Origin of the sequence: Coxiella endosymbiont of Ornithodoros amblus (assembly GCF_019425495.1) — a bacterium.
In the GTDB taxonomy this organism is placed as follows: domain Bacteria; phylum Pseudomonadota; class Gammaproteobacteria; order Coxiellales; family Coxiellaceae; genus Coxiella.
Map to the genome: position 1 here is coordinate 21,863 of NZ_VFIV01000007.1, position 18,290 is coordinate 40,152.

Below are 18,290 nucleotides of genomic sequence, written 5' to 3' on the forward strand. Positions count from 1 at the left end.
GAATTATATTGGATTGACGGTCAAACAAATTGTATTAAAATTAAATAATTCTAATTGAATGAGGCTCTGCTATGCAAAAATAACTCCAACAAAAACCTTCCATGGCTAGATTTGATAGTCTGTATTCCCTTACGCTATGCCATACCCTGGTTCTCCTGGCCCCTCTAAAATAACGCCAACGCAACTTTTACTATCCAAAAAGCCCCCGGGCACGACCAGCCAATTCTTCGTCCACATCGCGCTCTACCCTTAAGAAAATTGAGTCCATGGGTACAATTAAATTAAATATGATCAAGACAAAAAGGGCAGGTACTATGGAGGAGGTCCTTATTTAGGATTTTATATCCGATTGGCAGATGTCTCTCTTACCTCCCAAATCTTGTTTATATTAGGTTGAACGCAGGACAAACAAGACGCCCAGGTTTAAATTACCAATACATTTAATCCAATGGCTATTTTTCAGTGAGAACCGGGGGCGACTCTACTGGCTATAGCAACGTTACCCAAGCCGTTATCCAAAAAACCTCTTAAAAAAAGCCGGTGGGTTGGGCTGTCCGTTCAAGATAGAAAAAGTAAAGCGAAAGACTATCAAGTCAGATAGTTTTTACTACAACTTAAACGGGAGGAAACCTAATGAATAAAACGGTATTTGATAAGTTTGCTGTGATTTGTTACAAGATGAGGAGGATGATTGGGTGGCTTCCTTGTCCGGAGACTAAATACGCATGACATTAACCTCTGACGATATTCAGCGCTATGCACGCCATTTACCATTAATTGGTCACGAAGGACAAACACATTTATTCGGTGCAAGAATATTTTGTGCGGGTGCGGGTGGTTTGGGGGCATCAGTGCTGCAATATTTAGCGGCAGCAGGGATCGGCACCATAGGTATTGCCGACGGGGATCAAGTAGAGTTATCTAATCTTCAACGGCAAGTAATTTTTTCGCCTGATGATATCGGAAAAAATAAAGCAATTATGGCTAGACGCTATCTTAGCCGATTTAATTCATCATTAAAGACTATTGTTCACGAAGAATTCTTAAATGAAAATAATGCCGCAAAAATCTTAAAAGACTTTGAACTTGTTATCGATTGTAGCGACAATTACCGTACGCGTTATTTACTGAATGATATCTGCATTCAACTCAAAAAACCGTTGATTTCAGCCAGTATTTATCAATTTCAAGGTCAGTGCAGTGTTTTCAATTATAAAGAGGGACCTTGTTATCGCTGTTTATATGAAAAGCCTCCACCTGAAGAGCTCATCCCTAACTGTACATTTAGTGGCGTTTTAGGCGTATTGCCCGGTATTTTAGGGTGCATTCAAGCCACAGAAGCGATCAAAATTATATTGCATAAAGGAGAGGTATTATCAGGACGATTATTAACAATCGATGCCTTGTCTATGAGAATACATGAATTTAGGGTTCCTAAGAATCCCCAGTGTCCCTGCTGTTACGAAGGTAAATCAGCTCTCAATTTGCTTTTAAATACTGATAATTCAAAAAAAATTCGTGAAATAGAGGTCCAAAAATTGGTGCAATGGTTGGAAAATCAAAATGATGATCTTTTATTGATAGATGTGCGTGAACCCTATGAACGAGAGATTTGCCACATCGGTGGACAACATATTCCATTACGTGAACTCGATACCCGTCAGGCGAACCTTCCCAGAAATAAATTCATCATTTGTTATTGTAAATCAGGGAAACGTAGCCGTCGCGCTGTTCAACTGCTCATGGATAACGGCTTTACCAACGTCAGCAGCTTGCAAGGAGGCATTATGGCATGGATAAGTTCCATCGATCATTCACTGACGAAATATTGATAGGAGGTGGGATCTCAGGATGACCCGACTTAGGAGACAAATAACATCCAGTTAGTCTTAGGAATAAAAATTTTCATTAATCAGCACTTCAGCAATTTGCACCGCGTTAAGCGCAGCGCCTTTTCGGATATTATCGGCGACGATCCATAAATCGAGGCCATTAGGATGGGAAATATCACGACGAATACGACCCACAAATACAGGGTCAGCATTGACGGCATGGCTAATCGCAGTCGGATAAGTATTTTCTTTGTCAATCACAATAATGCCTGGTGCTTGTGAAAGTCGTTCTTTAACTTGCTCCGGCGAGATATGATCGCGCGTTTCAATATGCACCGCTTCCGAATGGCCAAAAAAAACAGGTACTCGCACGGCTGTAGGATTTACTAATAAATTAGGATCGTCCATAATTTTTTGTGTTTCCCAGACCATTTTCATTTCTTCCTTCGTATAACCATTTTCTTGAAAGACATCGATATGAGGAATAGCATTAAATGCTATTTGCAACGGAAAAACAGAGGAATTAATGGGTTGGCCATTGAGTAAATGCGCGGTTTGTTCCGCTAACTCTCCAATAGCAGGACGCCCTGCACCAGAGACTGATTGATAAGTAGCAACATTCACACGTACAATGCCAACAGCATCGTAAATGGGCTTTAGCGTGACAACAAGCTGGATGGTTGAGCAATTAGGGTTAGCGATAATATTACGATAACGATAATTTTCAAGCGCGTGGGCGTTGACTTCAGGCACGACTAATGGAATATCCGGTTCATAACGGAAGTGGGAAGTATTATCAATAACGATGCAACCTGCCTCGGCCGCACGCGGGGCATATTCAGCCGAGCGCTCAGCGCCCGCTGAAAAAAAAGCGAAATGAACTTTAGAAAAATCGAAAGTGGCTAAATCACCGACTTTTTTTTGTTTTCCGCTAAATGAAATTCTTTTACCTTCGGAGCGTTCGCTGGCTAAAGGATAAATTTTCCCAACGGGAAATTGGCGCCCATCCAAGAGCTGAAGAATCATTTCTCCTACTACGCCTGTCGCTCCAACAATGGCTATGTCATAAACCGCTGCCATTTTTTTTAAACCCCTCTCCCCGTTGTACCTTATTACCATTACCGAAAATAATGATCCATTAAAACTAATGCTAACATTGCCTCAGCAATAGGAACTGCTCGCAATCCCACGCAAGGATCGTGACGTCCGGTAGTGACGACTTCGACTTCTTCGCCCCATTAATATCCAAAGTTTTTCCCGCAATACGGATACTCGATACCGGTTTAAAAGCAAGACTCACTAAGATATCTTGGCCCGATGAAATACCTGCTAAGGTGCCCCTGCGTGATTGGAAAGAAACCCTTTCCTACTCAGTTCATCTCGATGAAACGAATCTTTTTGCTCCACAACGGTAAAACCATCGCCAATTTCAACACCTTTAATGGCATTGATGCCCATCATGGCAGAAGCGATATCGTCATCTAATTTATCAAAAACAGGCTTACCCAAACCACAAGGAACACCTTTAGTAATCACATTAAGACGAGCGCCAATCGAATTTCCCTCGCGACGCAATCTCATGATGAATTTTGTTCCAGACGGGAGATTTGATCCCCGTCGGGAAAGAAAAAAGGACTTTTTTCTACGATTGATAAATCGATCTGTTCCGCGCGAATGGCATCCACCGCCGCAGTGTATCCTTGAATGCTTAAATTGATCCTTTCTCGCAAATACTTTTTCGCAATTGCTCCAGCTGCTACGCGAATGACTGTTTCACGAGCTGATGTACGCCCCCAGTAGTCCCGGAAACCGTATTTTTTAAGTAAGTATAATCCCCGTTACCGGGGCGGAATAGGTCTTTTATCTGGGGATAATGACGTGGTCGCTGATTGGTGTTCTCAATCAGTAATACGATGGGTGTACCCGTTGTGGTATCTTCAAAAACGCCTGATAGAATTTTTACTTGATCGGATTCGCGTCGTTGAGAAGTGAAGCGCGATTTGCCTGTTTTTCGCCGATCAATATCAGGCTGTATATCTGCTTCTGTTAAAGACAATCCCGCTGAACACCTGTCCACAATAGCAACAAGCGCAGGGCCGTGGCTTTCTCCGGCAGTTGTAACCGTAAATAATTTTCCAAGGCTATTTCCAGACATAATTTATATTTCAGAAAACAATTTAATCTGCATTAAGAAGAAAATAGTATTCGAAAGGCTGCTTTCACAAATGCGGTCATCATCTACAAATCATACTCATTTTAAACTTCGCGATCTAGCGCACGCAGGAGTCCAAACACGCTTCTAGCACGCTGCGTACGTCGTTCGCTGAGTCCTCCCCCGTCTGCGGGCGCGGGGGACGACAAGAGTTTTTTGAAATTAAGGCTACGGGGAGATGATCGTATAGAGTGATATTGCGCTTGACGAAAGTCTATGGCATCTAATGAAATCATGGGAAAAAAATCAATTGATCGTGAAAAAGCTCAGCTTTTTCGTAATAGTGTTGGGAAAGCAAAACCTCTTAATCACGATAAGCACTCGACGGCCCCGAAGAAAAAACTTTTGCCCAAAAACCTACTGAGAAAGAATGCCCAGCTTTCCATTAGAATCCCGTTTCAGACGATTGGCTAAATACTGAAGATTCGGTACACTTTGCCAAATCAGGCCTTCAGCATAAAGTGATCTAACTTTTAAAATAAGGGCAGATCCTCCCTGAGGCTACGATCAACATACACCAATAACTCATTGATGAAGCTGTGAAAACCATTTCCTTTTTTATTGCTGACAGTGTGACACAGGGACATTTTTCAGCACAAGGCAACCCGTTTTAAAAAATTTTTTTAACCAATGGCTACGAGCTCATCCTAATGTCCTTGCCTTTCACTCAGCATCACCAAAACAGAATGGAACAGGTACCCCACAATCGTGCTTTTTAAAAAACGAGGACTGCATGAAAAATAATATCATTATTATTGGCATCTCTGGACCTTCTGCTTCAGGGAAAAGCTTGTTAGCGAATACCCTCGTTAATGAACTTGGCTCTGATCAAGTCGTCGTTATTTCAGAAGATTCTTATTATAAAGATTTAGGGGATATGCCTTTTGAAGAGCGAGCAAAAATCAATTACGACCATCCAGACTCTCTTGACCATGCACTATTGTATGAACATTTATTACAACTGCAGCAAGGCAATGCCATCGCTGTGCCTTGCTACGATCATAGCCGGCACAGGCGATTGAAAAAAACAAAAACCGTAGGTCGGCATCGCATTATTGTTTTGGAAGGTATTTTATTATTTGTAGAAGCTCAATTACGTGAAATTATGGATATTCGAATATTCATGGACACTTCCTTAGATATTTGTCTATTGCGGCGATTGCAAAGAGATATCGTCGAGCGAGAACGCTCATTGAAAGCCGTGCTCACCCAATACCAGGAAACGGTTCGACCCATGTATTTGCAATTTATAGAACCTTCCAAACGCTATGCCGATATTATCGTTCCGCGGGGCGGTGAGAACCGAATTGCTATCGAAATGATTCAAGCCAAAATGCGGGAGCTGTTAGGCGTCAATGGTGCCTTGAAAAAATACACCTGATTGGCTTTTCAAGCTTATCTCTATTTTTCTAATGAGCTTATAATTCTTTAATGAGATGGGATAAGTCTGGATGTTTCGTATACCACTTGAAAAATTGAAAGAATTTCTCGATAAAAACAAAGTGAAATATGTCACTATTAATTATTCTCCAGATTATATTACCGAAGAAATTGCGGAAATTTCACATGTACCTGCTAAAAAGCTAGCGAATGTGTTATTGCTAAAATCGATGATAAGCTCGCGATGCTACTGCTACCGGGCGGTGATAAGTCGACTTTAACAAATTAAAACAGGAAACTGAAGCCATAAAGCGAAATTAGCCAGCGAATACCAATTTCAAAAACGATTTCCCCGGTGTGGATTAGGGGTAATACCACCCTTTGGCAATTTATTCGATACGAAAGTTTACCTTTCCAAAGAGTTGAGCGAAGAAAAAATTGTTTTTAGTGCCGGCACTCACTCGCAACTACTTAAATTAGCGTACGAAGATTATGAAAAATTAGTAAAGCCCACCATTATCTCAACTTGAAAGCTGTTGTATTTTTCGAATGATTTTTTTGAATTCTGAGCTCTCGGGCGTTACGTGACCGAGCAGCCAGTCGTAAAGCAATGGATCAGGTTGATCCAACAATTGGTTAAAAATTTCTTTTTCATTTTTTGTTAAAGAACGAAACTTTTCTTCATAAAAACGTTCTAAAAGAATATCTAACTCTAACATTCCACGACGGCATTTCCAAGGGATTCTTTTCGAAGTAAGAGGTTTATTCATTTTTCTATCTCAATAAATTGAACGCGTTGTGTAATTTTACACAATAATTCATAAGCGATGGTACCCGATTTTTCAGCAATAATTTCTACTGGTAACCCTTCTCCCCATAAAATAACGTTATCGCCAATCTGTGCGTTTGGCTGAGGCCGTAAGTCAATAACAATCATGTCCATAGACACTCGCCCGATTAAAGGACATATTTTCCCGTTCAACAACACGGGCGTTCCACTCGGTGCGTGGCGGGGGTAACCATCACCATAGCCAATGCCAACAATAGCAATCGGCATATCTTCAGGACATGACCAAGTACAACCGTACCCGACGCTCTCGTTTCGGCGACAATTTTTAATTGCTATTATTTTTGCAGATAAGGTCATTACCGGTCTAAATTTCTTTTCGATTTTTTCTTTAAAGAAATTGTGATTAATACCAAAAGGTGAAACTCCATATAATATGATGCCAGGACGAACCCAATCGACCAAGGCGCTCGGATAAGCAAAAAACCCTGCTGAATTCACAATACTTTTGGGACCAATCATCTTTTCAGTAACTGAGAAAAAGCGTTTAATTTGTAATTCGGTAAACGTTTTATTCTCGTTGTCCGCATCCGCTAAATGCGTCATTATTCCAATCGGTTTTTGGATGGAAGAAGAAGTTTTTAATTGATTATAAACCACAGACAATTGTTCCATAGAAAATCCAAGGCGATTCATTCCCGTATCGATTTTTAACCATGCGGATAAGGAAGAGATTAAATTAGTCTTTTCTAAAAGGGTAACTTGATCTGAATAATGAATAACGGCGCCTAATTGATGTCGGGTAAATTGGGAAAGCTCGGCTTCATTATAAAATCCTTTCATTACAATAATAGGAGATTTGACACCTACTTCTAACAAAGTTAACGCTTCATCAATACACGCCACGCCAAATGCATTTGCGTCCGATAACGCTTTAGCTACTCTCACCAACCCATGCCCATAACCATTGCTTTTAATCATCGCCCAGGCAAGAGACTTCGGCGCCAATGCTTTTATTTGAGATAAATTATGCTTCAACGCCGTTACGTTAATAGTCGCGGTTGCACGCTTCACACCGGTACTCCGCCAAATGGCATTCGTTGCGGAACACTTTCATGAGAAAAATTATCAAATCGCGTATATTGCCCGCGAAAAGTCAATATCACTTTACCAATCGGCCCATTTCGGTGTTTAGCAATAATAATTTCAGCTTTTCCTTTATCCGGCGAATCTTCATGATAGACTTCATCTCGATAAATAAAAGCAATCAAATCAGCATCTTGCTCAATGGCACCAGACTCACGTAAATCCGACATCACCGGACGTTTGTCACCTCGGGCTTCGAGGCTGCGGTTAAGTTGGGACAAGGCGACGACAGGAACGTTTAATTCTTTCGCTAATGCTTTTAAGGAACGAGAAATTTCTGATATTTCTGTACTGCGGTTTTCTTTGGTGCCCGGAACGTGCATGAGTTGCAAATAATCAATGACAATTAATCCTAAGCCGCCATGTTCACGAGCTAAGCGTCTTGCGCGCGAGCAAATTTCGCTTGGAGTTAAAGCGGGCGTGTCATCGATAAAAAGTTTTGTTTCGGAGAGCATTTCAATCGCATGAGTGATTCGAGGCCAATCGTCGTCCTTTAATTGCCCCGTGCGAACTTTGTGCTGGTCGATGCTACCTAATGAAGATAACATCCGTATCACAAGCGATTCAGCTGGCATCTCCATACTAAAAACGAGCACGGGAATATTGCCTTTGATGGCGGCAACTTCGGCTATATTTATAGCGAAAACGGTTTTACCCATTGAGGGGCGACCGGCAACCACGATTAAATCACCGTCCTGCAACCCGGAAGTCAATTTATCCAAATCAGTAAAGCCTGAAGAAAGCCCCGTAATAGCCTGTTTGGAATGAAAAAGTTTATCAATGCGATCCGCAGCTTTAGTAAGCAATGGACCGATGGCTATCGGCCCAGAGCCACGAGCACGACTTTCGGCGATGTGAAAAACGCGCTGCTCAGCTGTATCTAGCAACTCTTTAATATCACGGCCGTCGGGATTAAACCCATCGTGAGTAATATCGGTCCCCGCTTCAATTAATTGTCGCAAGATAGCACGCTCACGAACAATATCAGCGTAGGCAACGATATTGGCAGCACTCGGCGTGTTTTTAGCTAATTCGTAAAGGTAGGGCTCACCGCCAGCAATGCTTAACTGCTCACGGACTTTCAATGCCTCTGCTATTGTTAGGACGTCTAGCGGTTTATGCTGGTCCACCAAGCGATTCATTGTTTCAAAAATCAACTGATGATCCGAGCGATAAAAGTCCTGGATGTTAATACGATCGACGATGCAATCCCACGCGCGATTATCCAGCATTAAAGCACCAAGGACGGACTGTTCTGCTTCCTGAGAATGAGGGGGTACTTTGGGTGCCAAGGTTTTTACTTTTTGACGTGGCGACATAAGATCTAGTTTAGCATTCTCCCTTGTTCTCTCCTAGCCTCGCTGCGAGCAAGAGAGAAATTGTGGAAAGGAACTCAACGAATGCGTAGGTTGGAGAGTTTAGCCCAATAAAAAGGGAGAAAATAATGTAACATCGCAGACCCAGTACAGTTCTCATTGTTATGTTGCTAAAATATTTTGCTTTCCAATCAGGTGGCTGACCTTGCCAAGGATGATCTCTTTGGAAAATAAAATTTTTATGCCATTGGGCTTCCGAAGCTCAGCCCAATCTATGCGCTATGAATTGGAGTTTTCTGGCGCGACTTCGATTTTCACATTCAGCGAAACGTCCGTATGTAAACGAATGGGGACTTCGTATTCGCCTATCTGACGGATTGGTCCTTGACCTAAAGCGACTTCGCGTTTTTCTATCTCTACGCCCGCTTCTATAATAGCCTGAGCAATTTCGCGCGGACCTATAGAACCAAATAACCGGCCTTCTTCACTCGCATTCGCGGTAATTTTAAAAGTTTGACCTTCCAACTTATTGGCGCGTGCTTTTGCTTTTGCTAACAGCTTAGCAGCGGCCTTTTCTAATTCAGTACGCCGTTTTTCAAATTCAGCAATGTATTCAGGTGTAGCTGGCACGGCTTTCCCCAGTGGGAGCAAAAAGTTACGCGCGTAACCTGGTTTTACAACCACCTGATCGCCAATGTTTCCTAAATTGGTTATTTTCTCTTGTAAAATAAGCTTCATATTCATAAGCCCCTCGTTTTAACTCTGTAATAATGGATAACGTTTCCGAAAATTATAAAAGCTATCGATAAAACCGATAATCGCTAACATAATCACGGTAAAAAAGGTAAGCAGTAATAAAGCCACATACACTGCCAGCACCAGCAATACCATGTCTTTTCGATTCATTAGCAGCCGATGCAAGATGCTTAAGCCAGCCAACATGAATGGCAATAACAATACAGGATACATGTCGATTAACCAAACTGGCTGCCAAATTAAACCTGTGCTTGCAACCAGTAACAATCCGGCTGCCAAGGGATCGATGCGAATCGAAGTAAATTCCATTTGCAATCGCCCTGGGAAAAAGAGGGAGGATTGCCACCAACGGGCCAATATTAATAAAACGATCATGCTAAAAAGAACAAAAAAAACAAAACCGCCCGTTGCAATCGGCGCCAGATGGTGCACAAATTCAGCCGAGCGCCCCGCGCCCAGTCGAAATGTCGAAGTCCAATCATTGGTTTTTAAATAGTGAGTGATTAATTGCGCCCAGGTTTGTTTAATATCGGGGAAAATAATATGGACCATGCCTACCACTAAAATGCCCAGCATTGCGGCTAATTTTACCACCCACTGCCATGAATCTGTGTAGCGTAATATTAAAGCAAAAATAAAAACAAACCCGCATTGGATAAGCAGCAACCCAAATCGATAAAAGAAATCCATATGATTGGTCACCAAAAATGCAATCACGGGCAAAAGAACAAAGGCCAGCACCATAAGGCCGTTTTTATAGTCTTTTTGTAGCGTCACTAAACCAACCATAACCACAGCAATAAACCCCGTCGGGAGAATAAAAGCCAGTAAAGCACAGGCCAAGGCAGCAATAGCTGCCCGCAGGTTATCCGTTAATAAATATTTCCCAAAATTTTTCATGGTTTACTGATGTGTGTCACAATAGGGCAATAACGCCAGATAACGTGCAAGCTTTATAGCACGAGATATTTGACGTTGATGTTTAGCGCAAGTCCCAGTAATCCGGCTCGGGACGACCCGACCCGATTCCATGATGTAATCTTTCAGGGTGTTGACGTCTTTGTAATCAATTTCTTGGAGATTTTTTGCATCAAATGCACAAAATTTTTTACGGCGAAATGACATAAATTAATCCTCTTAAGCTTATTCGGATGCTTCTGCAGCTACTTTTTCTTTACGCGAACCTTCACCTTTCTCATCCCCCTGCATGATAATGGAAGATTTCGTAATGGCATGGTCGCACTTTAAAATTAAACTACGGATAACAGCGTCATTGTAACGAAACGCGTTTTCAAACTCACTGATAACGCCCTGACCTGATTCAATGTTCATTAATAGATAGTGGGCTTTATGAATCTTATTAATGGGATAAGCTAATTGGCGTCGCCCCCAGTCCTCCAAGCGATGAACTCTCCCCCCCCCTTCTTTAATCATTGACTGATAACGTTCTAGCATTGCCGGCACCTGACTGCTCTGATCGGGGTGGACTAGTATGACAATTTCATAATGTCGCATAATAATCTCCTTTCGGTTTAATAGCCCCCTGAACTAAGTCAGTGGAGCAAGGAGTAAAAACGAGCATTCTAGACAATCCTACCACAGATAGCAAATTAATCTGTGGTCACAGCAATTTTACTTTTGGGATTCCGTTATTCCCACGCAGAACGGCCGTGCGCTGGGTCCCCGCCTGTGCGCAGCGGATGAGGAGGAGTGAGGGGGTTGAGACGGGCTTTTAGCCTTCCCTTAAGTAGAAGGGGGCTATCGATAATGGGTCTATTATCGTTTCTTTTTTTCGTCAGGCGGGAAATGCCGTTTTCTGATTCTGCTATTAATGGTCGAGATAAGGAGACTTCGTGATCCTTTGCGAGGCCTTGCCACATTCTGAAATCTTCCTTTTTTTTCATCGCTTGACTGCTCATTGCTCAATAAGTCAGTACATTCTAAGGGCTTGAAAAACTACTCTGTAAACCAAGCGCTTTCCCCCTCTTTCTCGTCATTTTGATCCTTCCAAGGAAAACACCCAAAGAAACTGTCTGATCCTCGATCGAGTTTTTCTCAAATAAATGCTTTAATTGCGACCGCTTTTTCGACACACAGTTTACCAATGCCACGTCGAAACGGGCACTAGCTTTTAATAATTTTTTGACAAGCAGCAGCTGATTCCAAACATCAAAATGAGCTAAAGTTTTCGCCGCACTAGTATCAACGCCGTTTATGGGCAGCCACTCAATGACGGCAAACAGTTGGTTTTTGCTAAAAGGGCTAAAGTATTTTGCAGCGCGGTCTAGAGCGTCAGCAGCATATTTTGAATAGTGCTAGCGCGTCGATTTGTCTTTCGGTTAAGAGATTGAACAATCGAATATTCGGTATATCACTCCCCTACGCTAATTAGAATCACATCACTCAAGGTTGCTCCTTTTTCATCCGTGCAGCTAGGATCGATGCCCCGATCAAGCATCCAATTGATTACAGGGACGAACGATCAACCGTACCGCTCACGTTCGGGACCCAGTCTAACGAAGGTGTCGGGGAAATGGGTTGGAATAAAGGGACAATACACAGCCAACCCATAACACACACCTTAATACAACCACTATTTTAAGGCACCCTCAAACCACACATAGTTCGCTTGCGTTTTTACATTTTCACCAGGAACAACATTAAAATTCGGCAACTTTTCGCCTTTCTCTATGAGTAATATTGCGCTATACACATTCCCAGCTTCAACCGCTGTGCTAAGTCCTGTTTTACCTCCTTCTGCTGAGAAATTAACATTCACATCAGGCTCAATTAACCACAGCACTCGTCTTAGTCTTATGTTATTTTTTGGATTTTCCGGGTCACAAGGCTGGATGACATTAACTAAAACCTCAGATTCCCGTCCAGCACAGCACCTTGTTCCACCAAATAAACAGAAAAAAGAAAATCTTTTTCTGACAGAACTTTCGATAAAATCACTTCAACAACCGCAGCGTTACCGCATACCCTAGTGCCATTTTCTCAATTAACAATCTTGCTGCTATATTAAGCTTTTTCCTCCAAACAATGCAAGAGCATAGACTTACCGTAATATTCTGTATTAGGATCGAGTCCTGCTTTTCCAATACACCAGATAACTTTTTCGCTCACTTGCTGTGGTTCTCCACCGCTAAAGAGCACGCCCTCAACCAAGCAATCGCGATTAAAATCATGCACCATTTTGTTTTAAGCGATCAAATTCCTTTCGACTATCTCTATATTTCACATTGCTAAAAAATCGAGTAAACAGCTTCGAGTACACGTGGAAAATCACTCTGCTTTCCTACTTTTTCTTTTTTAACCAATTTACAATACCAAGTTGCTTCGCTTTGATAGCCACCACCATTAGTATCGGTCTTTTTATAAATCTCCCCTTCTAAATGGAAATAATTCATCCATCTGTTTTAATGTTCAAACGTCACCTTGTTTTTCCACATCATGGACAATTGTTATCATCGCTTGCGTTTTTTTGGATTCAGCAGGGCTTCACCACATCATGACAACTACTTGTTTTAAAACATAAATTAGTAGATGCTTTTATTATCCAACAACAATCAATATTAACTATTACTATTTATTAACAACTGTCAATTATCGAACAATCGTTTTCCCCGCATTTTAGTTCGCTGCCATTCGGACTACTTTCATTAAAGGGCTGGAAATTCTAGATTCATGCTATCATTAGTAATCATAAATGCTTAGCAAGGTCTGCGATCATGTTATTGACTGAAGATTCAGGTATTGGTGATTATCATATCAACGCCTATGGACCTGATTCAGTGACTGTTAATAAAGTCACATACACAAGTAGTCTGCTCGTTTCTCCTTACCGACTAGTGCTAGAATGGAAGCCGCGCTCGCTGGATGAACTAGGCAGTGAACATATTGAGGCAATCTTGGTTTTGGAGCCGGAAATCGTTATCCTTAGCACCGGCCAAAACTTTAAATGGCCTTCTAAAAAACAACTAGCACCATTTCATCAACGCCATATTGGTATCGAATGTATGAACACGGGCGCGGCCTGTCGAACTTATACAGCGCTAATGTCCGAAGGTCGCAAAGTGGTTGTGGCATTATTAATGGGTTAACAACTTATGAAAAAACTCGTTATTGTAGGAGCGCAGCTCAATTTCTTAGTGGGCGATATCGAAGGGAATACCCAATTAATTATTGATGCCGCCAATCAGGCTTATCAGGAAAGTAAAGCTGATTTAATTCTTTTTCCAGAACTAACAATTACCAGTTATCCACCTGAAGATCTCCTTCTTCGCCCCGCTCTTTATCGTCGAGTTCATCAGGCGCTACAAATAATTGCCAATAAAGTTGATGGCATCACTGTAGTGGTCGGTTACCCTGATTTTATTGATAATAAATGTTATAACAAAGCTGCCGTTATTTCGGGTGGAAAAATCGTGGCTACTTATACTAAACACGAACTTCCTAATTACCGTGTTTTCGATGAAAAACGTTATTTTAGCGCTGGTGATCAACCCTGCATTATTGAAATTAAAGGGGTTAAAATCGGAATTTTAATTTGCGAAGATTTATGGCTTGAAAATCCAATCAAAGAATCCGTTACCGCTGGTGCGCAATTAATTGCGTGTATTAATTCCTCCCCTTTTGCTCAAGATAAATCTCGCCATCGCCGCGATCTCTTAACTAAACGAACTAAACGATATCACATACCCATTGTGTATCTAAACTTAGTGGGGGGGCAAGACGAATTAGTTTTTGACGGCGACTCACTGGTGTTTAACCAACACGGTGAATTAATTCAACAAGGGGCTTATCTCAAAGAGGAATTAATCACTGTTGAATTTGATATCGACGATAACTTAAATATTTTAACGAAAACCCAGCTACCTCCAGAACCTTTAGATGAAGAAAAAATTTATAATGTGTTGGTATTAGGCCTTCGCAATTATGTTAATAAAAATAATTTCCCTGGCGCCGTTATTGGCTTATCAGGCGGTGTGGACTCGGCTTTAACATTAGCCATTGCAGTAGATGCTATTGGTTCTAAACAGGTCAGTGGTGTTTTAATGCCTTCCCCTTTTACATCCCCCATGAGCATTGAAGATGCCGAGGCACAAGCAAAAGCTCTCAATGTGCGTACCTCGACCATCAACATTCAGCCTATTTTTAAAGCCTTTATCGAGAGCTTAGAATCGGAATTCGCGGGCTTTGGGAAGGATGTCACTGAAGAAAATTTACAAGCGCGTATACGCGGCACTTTATTAATGGCTATTTCAAATAAAAAAGGCGCTATCGTATTAACAACAGGAAATAAAAGTGAAATGGCAGTTGGTTATGCGACTTTATATGGCGATATGGCCGGCGGTTTTGACGTTTTAAAAGATGTATATAAAACAATGGTTTATCGTTTGTGTCGATATCGAAACGCAATTTCGCAAGTCATTCCAGAGCGTGCCTTAGAAAGACCCCCTTCTGCCGAGTTAGCGCCCGATCAAAAGGATCAAGATGTATTGCCTCCTTATCATATTTTAGATGAAATACTGGAGCGTTATATTGCTAAAGATGAAGATCCTGCTGCCATTGCGGCGGGTGGTTTTGATATTGAAATGGTAAAAAAAGTCGTTCGAATGATTAATCGTAATGAATACAAACGACATCAAGCACCTATTGGAATACGTATTACCGAGCATGCATTCGGGAAAGATAGGCGATATCCCATTACTTCAGGCTTTCTTAAAGATGTTTAAATGCTTTCTCGCTGCTCTTGCTTTTGCAGGATAATGTTTAATATCAATCGAAAAAAATCGCGTTGAAATTGATCAGGAATAACAGCATCAACGGATAAACAGAACAACCGCTCATCAGCAAACTGTTTGCATTTAATAGCATCCTTCTCGGTTAAAATAATGAGATGATCATCATCAAAATTAAAATCTTCTGATCGATAAAAATAATGATCTGGAAACGGATGGGCAATGACATTTGCTCCCAGCATTTCCAATTGTTTGAAAAAATACTCGGGATTCCCGATTCCAGCCACCGCATGAACAGTCAACTCTTTTAGCTCATTGAAATCAATTTTCTTCGCTGGATTTTTTAATTGGTATATTTCATTTGGTCGTAATTGCTTAGGAACAACGAAATCTACCGTATTTAATCTCGATTTTGGTTCTCGCAAAGGACCCGCAGGCCAACACCGCCCATTTCCTAAATTACGATCGTCTAAAAGCGCAATTTCCAGATCTCTTCCTAGAGAATAATGTTGCAATCCATCATCACCAATCACAACATCACACTGAAAATTTCGAAGCAAATGCTTAACAGCAGCTCCTCGATCACGACAGACAACCATTGGACAATCGATTTTTTTCATCAATAAAACGGCTTCATCTCCTACTTGAAGAGGATCACTATTCTCCATGACGATTTGTGGAAATCGGTTTGCTTTACCAGCATAGCCGCGGCTGACCACTCCCGGACAAAATCCTCTATTTTTTAATTCATTGGAAAGCCAAATGACTAACGGTGTTTTTCCACTGCCCCCCACGGTTATATTTCCCACAATAACAACTGCTACAGGAAATTTTCTTACTTTTTTAAGACCGACGGCGTATAACCAACGACGGATACGAACCATTATTTGATACAAAAAGGAGACGGGACTCAAAATCCTCTCTAATGAAGAACGCGGTTGATACCAAAATCGTGGAGTTCTCAGCATTATTTATCTAAAGCCGTCACGGCTACAGGTTTTCCAGAAAATTGCATACGGTATAATTCCGCGTAAGCGCCATTTAAAGCGAGTAATTGCTGATGGGTTCCTTTCTCTATTAATCGTCCTTCTTCTAACACCATAATCCAATCCACTCTTTCAATGGTTGACAACCGGTGTGCAATGACTAAGGTAGTGCACTGATACATTAAATTATCAAGCGCTGCCTGGATATATCGCTCAGAGTGCGTATCTAACGACGAAGTCGCTTCATCCAAAATATGAATGGGAGCGTTTTTAAATAAAGCGCGGGTGATCGCAATACGCTGTCGCTGCCCTCCTGAAAGACGCAGGCCGTTTTCTCCAATAACCGTGTCTAATCCTTGTGGTAATTGCTCGATAAATTCCATCGCATGGGCCGCACGAGCTGCTTCGATAATTTTTCTTTTATCAATACTACCCGCTTGACCGTAAGTGATATTATTCAAAATGGTATCGTTAAATAACGTGGTGTGCTGCGACACCAAAGCGAATTGATTACGTAATTCTTGTAACCGAAACTCTTTAATATTAATACCATCGATTTTTATAACGCCGGCCGAGACATCATAAAAGCGCAGCAGTAAATTAATTAAAGTGGATTTTCCCGCCCCAGATCGACCTAGAATGGCTACCACTTGCCCAGGTTCGATAGAAAAACTGATTCTACTTAAAATAGTCTTTTTAGAATTATCGTAAGCAAAAGAAACCCCCTGGTACTCAATTGCTCCCTTTGCCTTCACTAAATGGCGCTTCCCCCTGTCCTTTTCAACATCTTCGTCCAGTAACTTAAAAATACTCTGAGCACCAGCAATTCCTTTTTGTATATAACTATTAACTAGCGTTAATCGCCGTACCGGACGTAGCATCATAATCATTGCCGAAACGATCGATGCAAAACTGCCTGCGGTTACATGAAACGAAGGCTGAGTAGAAAAAAACAAAACGATAGCAATTGGAATCGCAATTAGGAATTGCACTAAGGAAGTACCTACACTATTAGTCACCACGACTTTTAACTCACGTTGCTGATTTAACTTCGTGGCGTGGCGAAATTTTTCGTTTTCATATTTTTGTCCACCATAAAGGCGGACGATTTTATAAGCTTCGATAGCTTCACTCGCAATATGAGTGACTTCTCCCACCGACTTTTGTATGCTTGTACTGAGGTGACGTAATCTGGCGCTGCAAATTCTCATTACCCAAGCGATTAATGGGGTGATGACTAAGAAAAACAGCGTTAACTTCCAACTCGCCAAAAACATGACGACTAATAATCCTGACACCAAGGAGGAAGCTTGCAAGGCGGTAATTAAAGCGTCTGAACTTGCTTGTGCAACTTGTTCAACGTTATAAATAACGGTCGATAATAAATGTCCGGAACTATGACGATCGTAAAATTCAGCAGGTAAGCGCAACAAATGACTAAAAATATCGCGGCGAAAATCCATGATGATATTACGGGCCACTCGATTAATGAAATAAGTTGATAGGAAATTAGCCGCACCGCGAAATAAGAACACTAAAACGATAATAAAGGGGAGCCAGCGAATGAATACTAAATCGCGTGCAATAAACCCTCGGTTAATGATCGGTTTAATGAGCCAGGTGAATCCCGCGTCGCTGAGAGAAACGGCAATCATACCGACGACGCCAATAAGAAAAATAGGCCAATATTGTTTAGTCGCTTGAAGCAAGCGTCTGTAGGTACGAATACCCTGCGATGTCAATGTTTTCATTTTTAATTGTATGATTGCCAAAAATAACGCCACCGGTAAGCGACTTGAACAGTCATTCTACCGTTTGGAGAAAGCTGGATGCAAATGACCCCTTTTTGAGCCGCGCTAACCCCTGGCTCCCTTGCTTCCCATACCGATCTAGAACCGCAGCGTTTGGAAAGTGGTAACGATTGTAATAGCCCGTGGGAAAAAGTACATACCGTGAATTCACTACCTCAACGAACCGCCGTGTGGACGAGGTTTTTCTGGCGACGTGTCTCACGAAGGTAAATAATGTCGTGAGGACTCAGTCCCACTTCTTCATCTAGTTCCCGATTCAATGCCTTACGCAAGGTTTCATTGGGTAAAAATCCGCCTTGAGGGAATTGCCAAGCGTC

General features: G+C 41.6%; 19 protein-coding genes and 5 pseudogenes. 6 read left to right on the forward strand and 18 right to left on the reverse strand.

Features of this window, described 5'->3' with window-relative positions; genetic code table 11:
* Window positions 1-725: 725 nt before the first annotated feature.
* Window positions 726-1,832 (forward strand): ThiF family adenylyltransferase, encoded by a 1,107-nt coding sequence (locus FIV31_RS01895; protein ID WP_280123602.1) that lies wholly within the window; start codon window positions 726-728, stop codon window positions 1,830-1,832.
* A gap of 57 nt (window positions 1,833-1,889) precedes the next feature.
* On the opposite strand, the gene FIV31_RS01900 is transcribed toward FIV31_RS01895, so the two are convergent.
* The 3 genes and pseudogenes from FIV31_RS01900 to FIV31_RS08390 all read right to left on the reverse strand — a co-directional run bounded on the left by FIV31_RS01900 (window position 1,890) and on the right by FIV31_RS08390 (window position 3,987).
* On the reverse strand, window positions 1,890-2,912 hold the full coding sequence (locus FIV31_RS01900) for an aspartate-semialdehyde dehydrogenase (protein WP_280123603.1): 1,023 nt from the start codon (window positions 2,910-2,912) through the stop codon (window positions 1,890-1,892).
* A gap of 38 nt (window positions 2,913-2,950) precedes the next feature.
* Window positions 2,951-3,413: pseudogene (locus tag FIV31_RS08385) on the reverse strand (chorismate synthase).
* A pseudogene (locus FIV31_RS08390) lies at window positions 3,410-3,987 on the reverse strand (chorismate synthase). Before FIV31_RS08390 ends, FIV31_RS08385 begins: the two co-directional pseudogenes overlap by 4 nt.
* 273 nt (window positions 3,988-4,260) lie before the next feature.
* Here FIV31_RS08390 and FIV31_RS01910 point away from each other — a divergent pair.
* From FIV31_RS01910 to FIV31_RS01920, 3 genes and pseudogenes are all read left to right on the forward strand, one after another.
* Window positions 4,261-4,788 (forward strand): annotated as a pseudogene (locus tag FIV31_RS01910) (Smr/MutS family protein).
* Complete coding sequence (udk, locus tag FIV31_RS01915) at window positions 4,778-5,425, forward strand: uridine kinase (protein WP_280123604.1); 648 nt, start codon at window positions 4,778-4,780, stop codon at window positions 5,423-5,425. The pseudogene FIV31_RS01910 and the gene udk overlap by 11 nt, the downstream one beginning before the upstream one ends.
* Before the next feature lie 319 nt (window positions 5,426-5,744).
* Window positions 5,745-5,954, forward strand: a pseudogene (locus tag FIV31_RS01920) (YbaK/EbsC family protein); the annotation flags it as partial.
* On the opposite strand, the gene FIV31_RS01925 reads toward FIV31_RS01920, so the two are convergent.
* The 12 genes from FIV31_RS01925 to FIV31_RS01980 all read right to left on the reverse strand — a co-directional run bounded on the left by FIV31_RS01925 (window position 5,946) and on the right by FIV31_RS01980 (window position 12,842).
* Window positions 5,946-6,194: an FAD assembly factor SdhE gene (locus FIV31_RS01925; protein WP_280123605.1), complete on the reverse strand. Its 249-nt coding sequence runs from the start codon at window positions 6,192-6,194 to the stop codon at window positions 5,946-5,948. The pseudogene FIV31_RS01920 and the gene FIV31_RS01925 overlap by 9 nt on opposite strands.
* Window positions 6,191-7,285, reverse strand: coding sequence for an alanine racemase (gene alr / locus FIV31_RS01930; protein WP_280123606.1), 1,095 nt, complete (start codon window positions 7,283-7,285; stop codon window positions 6,191-6,193). Before alr ends, FIV31_RS01925 begins: the two co-directional genes overlap by 4 nt.
* A complete protein-coding gene (dnaB, locus tag FIV31_RS01935; protein WP_280123607.1) occupies window positions 7,282-8,676 on the reverse strand; it encodes a replicative DNA helicase in 1,395 nt (464 codons plus the stop codon). The genes alr and dnaB overlap by 4 nt, the downstream gene beginning before the upstream one ends.
* A 276-nt stretch (window positions 8,677-8,952) precedes the next feature.
* On the reverse strand, window positions 8,953-9,411 hold the full coding sequence (gene rplI / locus FIV31_RS01940; RefSeq protein ID WP_280123622.1) for a 50S ribosomal protein L9: 459 nt from the start codon (window positions 9,409-9,411) through the stop codon (window positions 8,953-8,955).
* A gap of 18 nt (window positions 9,412-9,429) precedes the next feature.
* On the reverse strand, window positions 9,430-10,329 hold the full coding sequence (locus FIV31_RS01945; protein WP_280123608.1) for a hypothetical protein: 900 nt from the start codon (window positions 10,327-10,329) through the stop codon (window positions 9,430-9,432).
* Window positions 10,330-10,332: 3 nt separating this feature from the next.
* Window positions 10,333-10,554 carry a 30S ribosomal protein S18 gene (gene rpsR / locus FIV31_RS01950; RefSeq protein WP_005768821.1) on the reverse strand — a complete coding sequence of 74 codons (222 nt, stop codon included), beginning with the start codon at window positions 10,552-10,554 and terminating at the stop codon, window positions 10,333-10,335.
* A gap of 18 nt (window positions 10,555-10,572) precedes the next feature.
* On the reverse strand, window positions 10,573-10,944 hold the full coding sequence (rpsF, locus tag FIV31_RS01955) for a 30S ribosomal protein S6 (protein WP_280123609.1): 372 nt from the start codon (window positions 10,942-10,944) through the stop codon (window positions 10,573-10,575).
* Window positions 10,931-11,038 (reverse strand): hypothetical protein, encoded by a 108-nt coding sequence (locus FIV31_RS01960; protein WP_280123610.1) that lies wholly within the window; start codon window positions 11,036-11,038, stop codon window positions 10,931-10,933. Before FIV31_RS01960 ends, rpsF begins: the two co-directional genes overlap by 14 nt.
* A 40-nt stretch (window positions 11,039-11,078) precedes the next feature.
* The gene (locus FIV31_RS01965) at window positions 11,079-11,309 is read right to left on the reverse strand and encodes a hypothetical protein (RefSeq protein WP_280123611.1); all 231 of its coding nucleotides are present in this window, start codon (window positions 11,307-11,309) and stop codon (window positions 11,079-11,081) included.
* Between the two features lie 713 nt (window positions 11,310-12,022).
* Window positions 12,023-12,232, reverse strand: coding sequence for a hypothetical protein (locus FIV31_RS01970; protein ID WP_280123612.1), 210 nt, complete (start codon window positions 12,230-12,232; stop codon window positions 12,023-12,025).
* 221 nt (window positions 12,233-12,453) lie between these two features.
* Window positions 12,454-12,627 carry a hypothetical protein gene (locus FIV31_RS01975; RefSeq protein WP_280123613.1) on the reverse strand — a complete coding sequence of 58 codons (174 nt, stop codon included), beginning with the start codon at window positions 12,625-12,627 and terminating at the stop codon, window positions 12,454-12,456.
* Window positions 12,628-12,677: 50 nt separating this feature from the next.
* The gene (locus FIV31_RS01980) at window positions 12,678-12,842 is read right to left on the reverse strand and encodes a hypothetical protein (protein ID WP_280123614.1); all 165 of its coding nucleotides are present in this window, start codon (window positions 12,840-12,842) and stop codon (window positions 12,678-12,680) included.
* Between the two features lie 321 nt (window positions 12,843-13,163).
* On the opposite strand from FIV31_RS01980, the gene FIV31_RS01985 reads away from it, so the two are divergent.
* Together FIV31_RS01985 and FIV31_RS01990 are read left to right on the forward strand one after the other, a co-directional pair.
* Complete coding sequence (locus FIV31_RS01985; RefSeq protein ID WP_280123615.1) at window positions 13,164-13,535, forward strand: Mth938-like domain-containing protein; 372 nt, start codon at window positions 13,164-13,166, stop codon at window positions 13,533-13,535.
* A gap of 6 nt (window positions 13,536-13,541) precedes the next feature.
* On the forward strand, window positions 13,542-15,170 hold the full coding sequence (locus FIV31_RS01990; protein WP_280123616.1) for an NAD+ synthase: 1,629 nt from the start codon (window positions 13,542-13,544) through the stop codon (window positions 15,168-15,170).
* Here the strand turns inward: FIV31_RS01990 and lpxK are convergent.
* The 3 genes and pseudogenes from lpxK to FIV31_RS02005 all read right to left on the reverse strand — a co-directional run.
* Complete coding sequence (lpxK, locus tag FIV31_RS01995; RefSeq protein ID WP_280123617.1) at window positions 15,167-16,144, reverse strand: tetraacyldisaccharide 4'-kinase; 978 nt, start codon at window positions 16,142-16,144, stop codon at window positions 15,167-15,169. The genes FIV31_RS01990 and lpxK overlap by 4 nt on opposite strands.
* Window positions 16,144-17,934, reverse strand: a complete 1,791-nt coding sequence (gene msbA, locus FIV31_RS02000; RefSeq protein ID WP_280123618.1) for a lipid A export permease/ATP-binding protein MsbA — start codon at window positions 17,932-17,934, stop codon at window positions 16,144-16,146. Before msbA ends, lpxK begins: the two co-directional genes overlap by 1 nt.
* Window positions 17,935-18,161: 227 nt before the next feature.
* Window positions 18,162-18,290, reverse strand: a pseudogene (locus FIV31_RS02005) (NUDIX domain-containing protein); the annotation flags it as partial.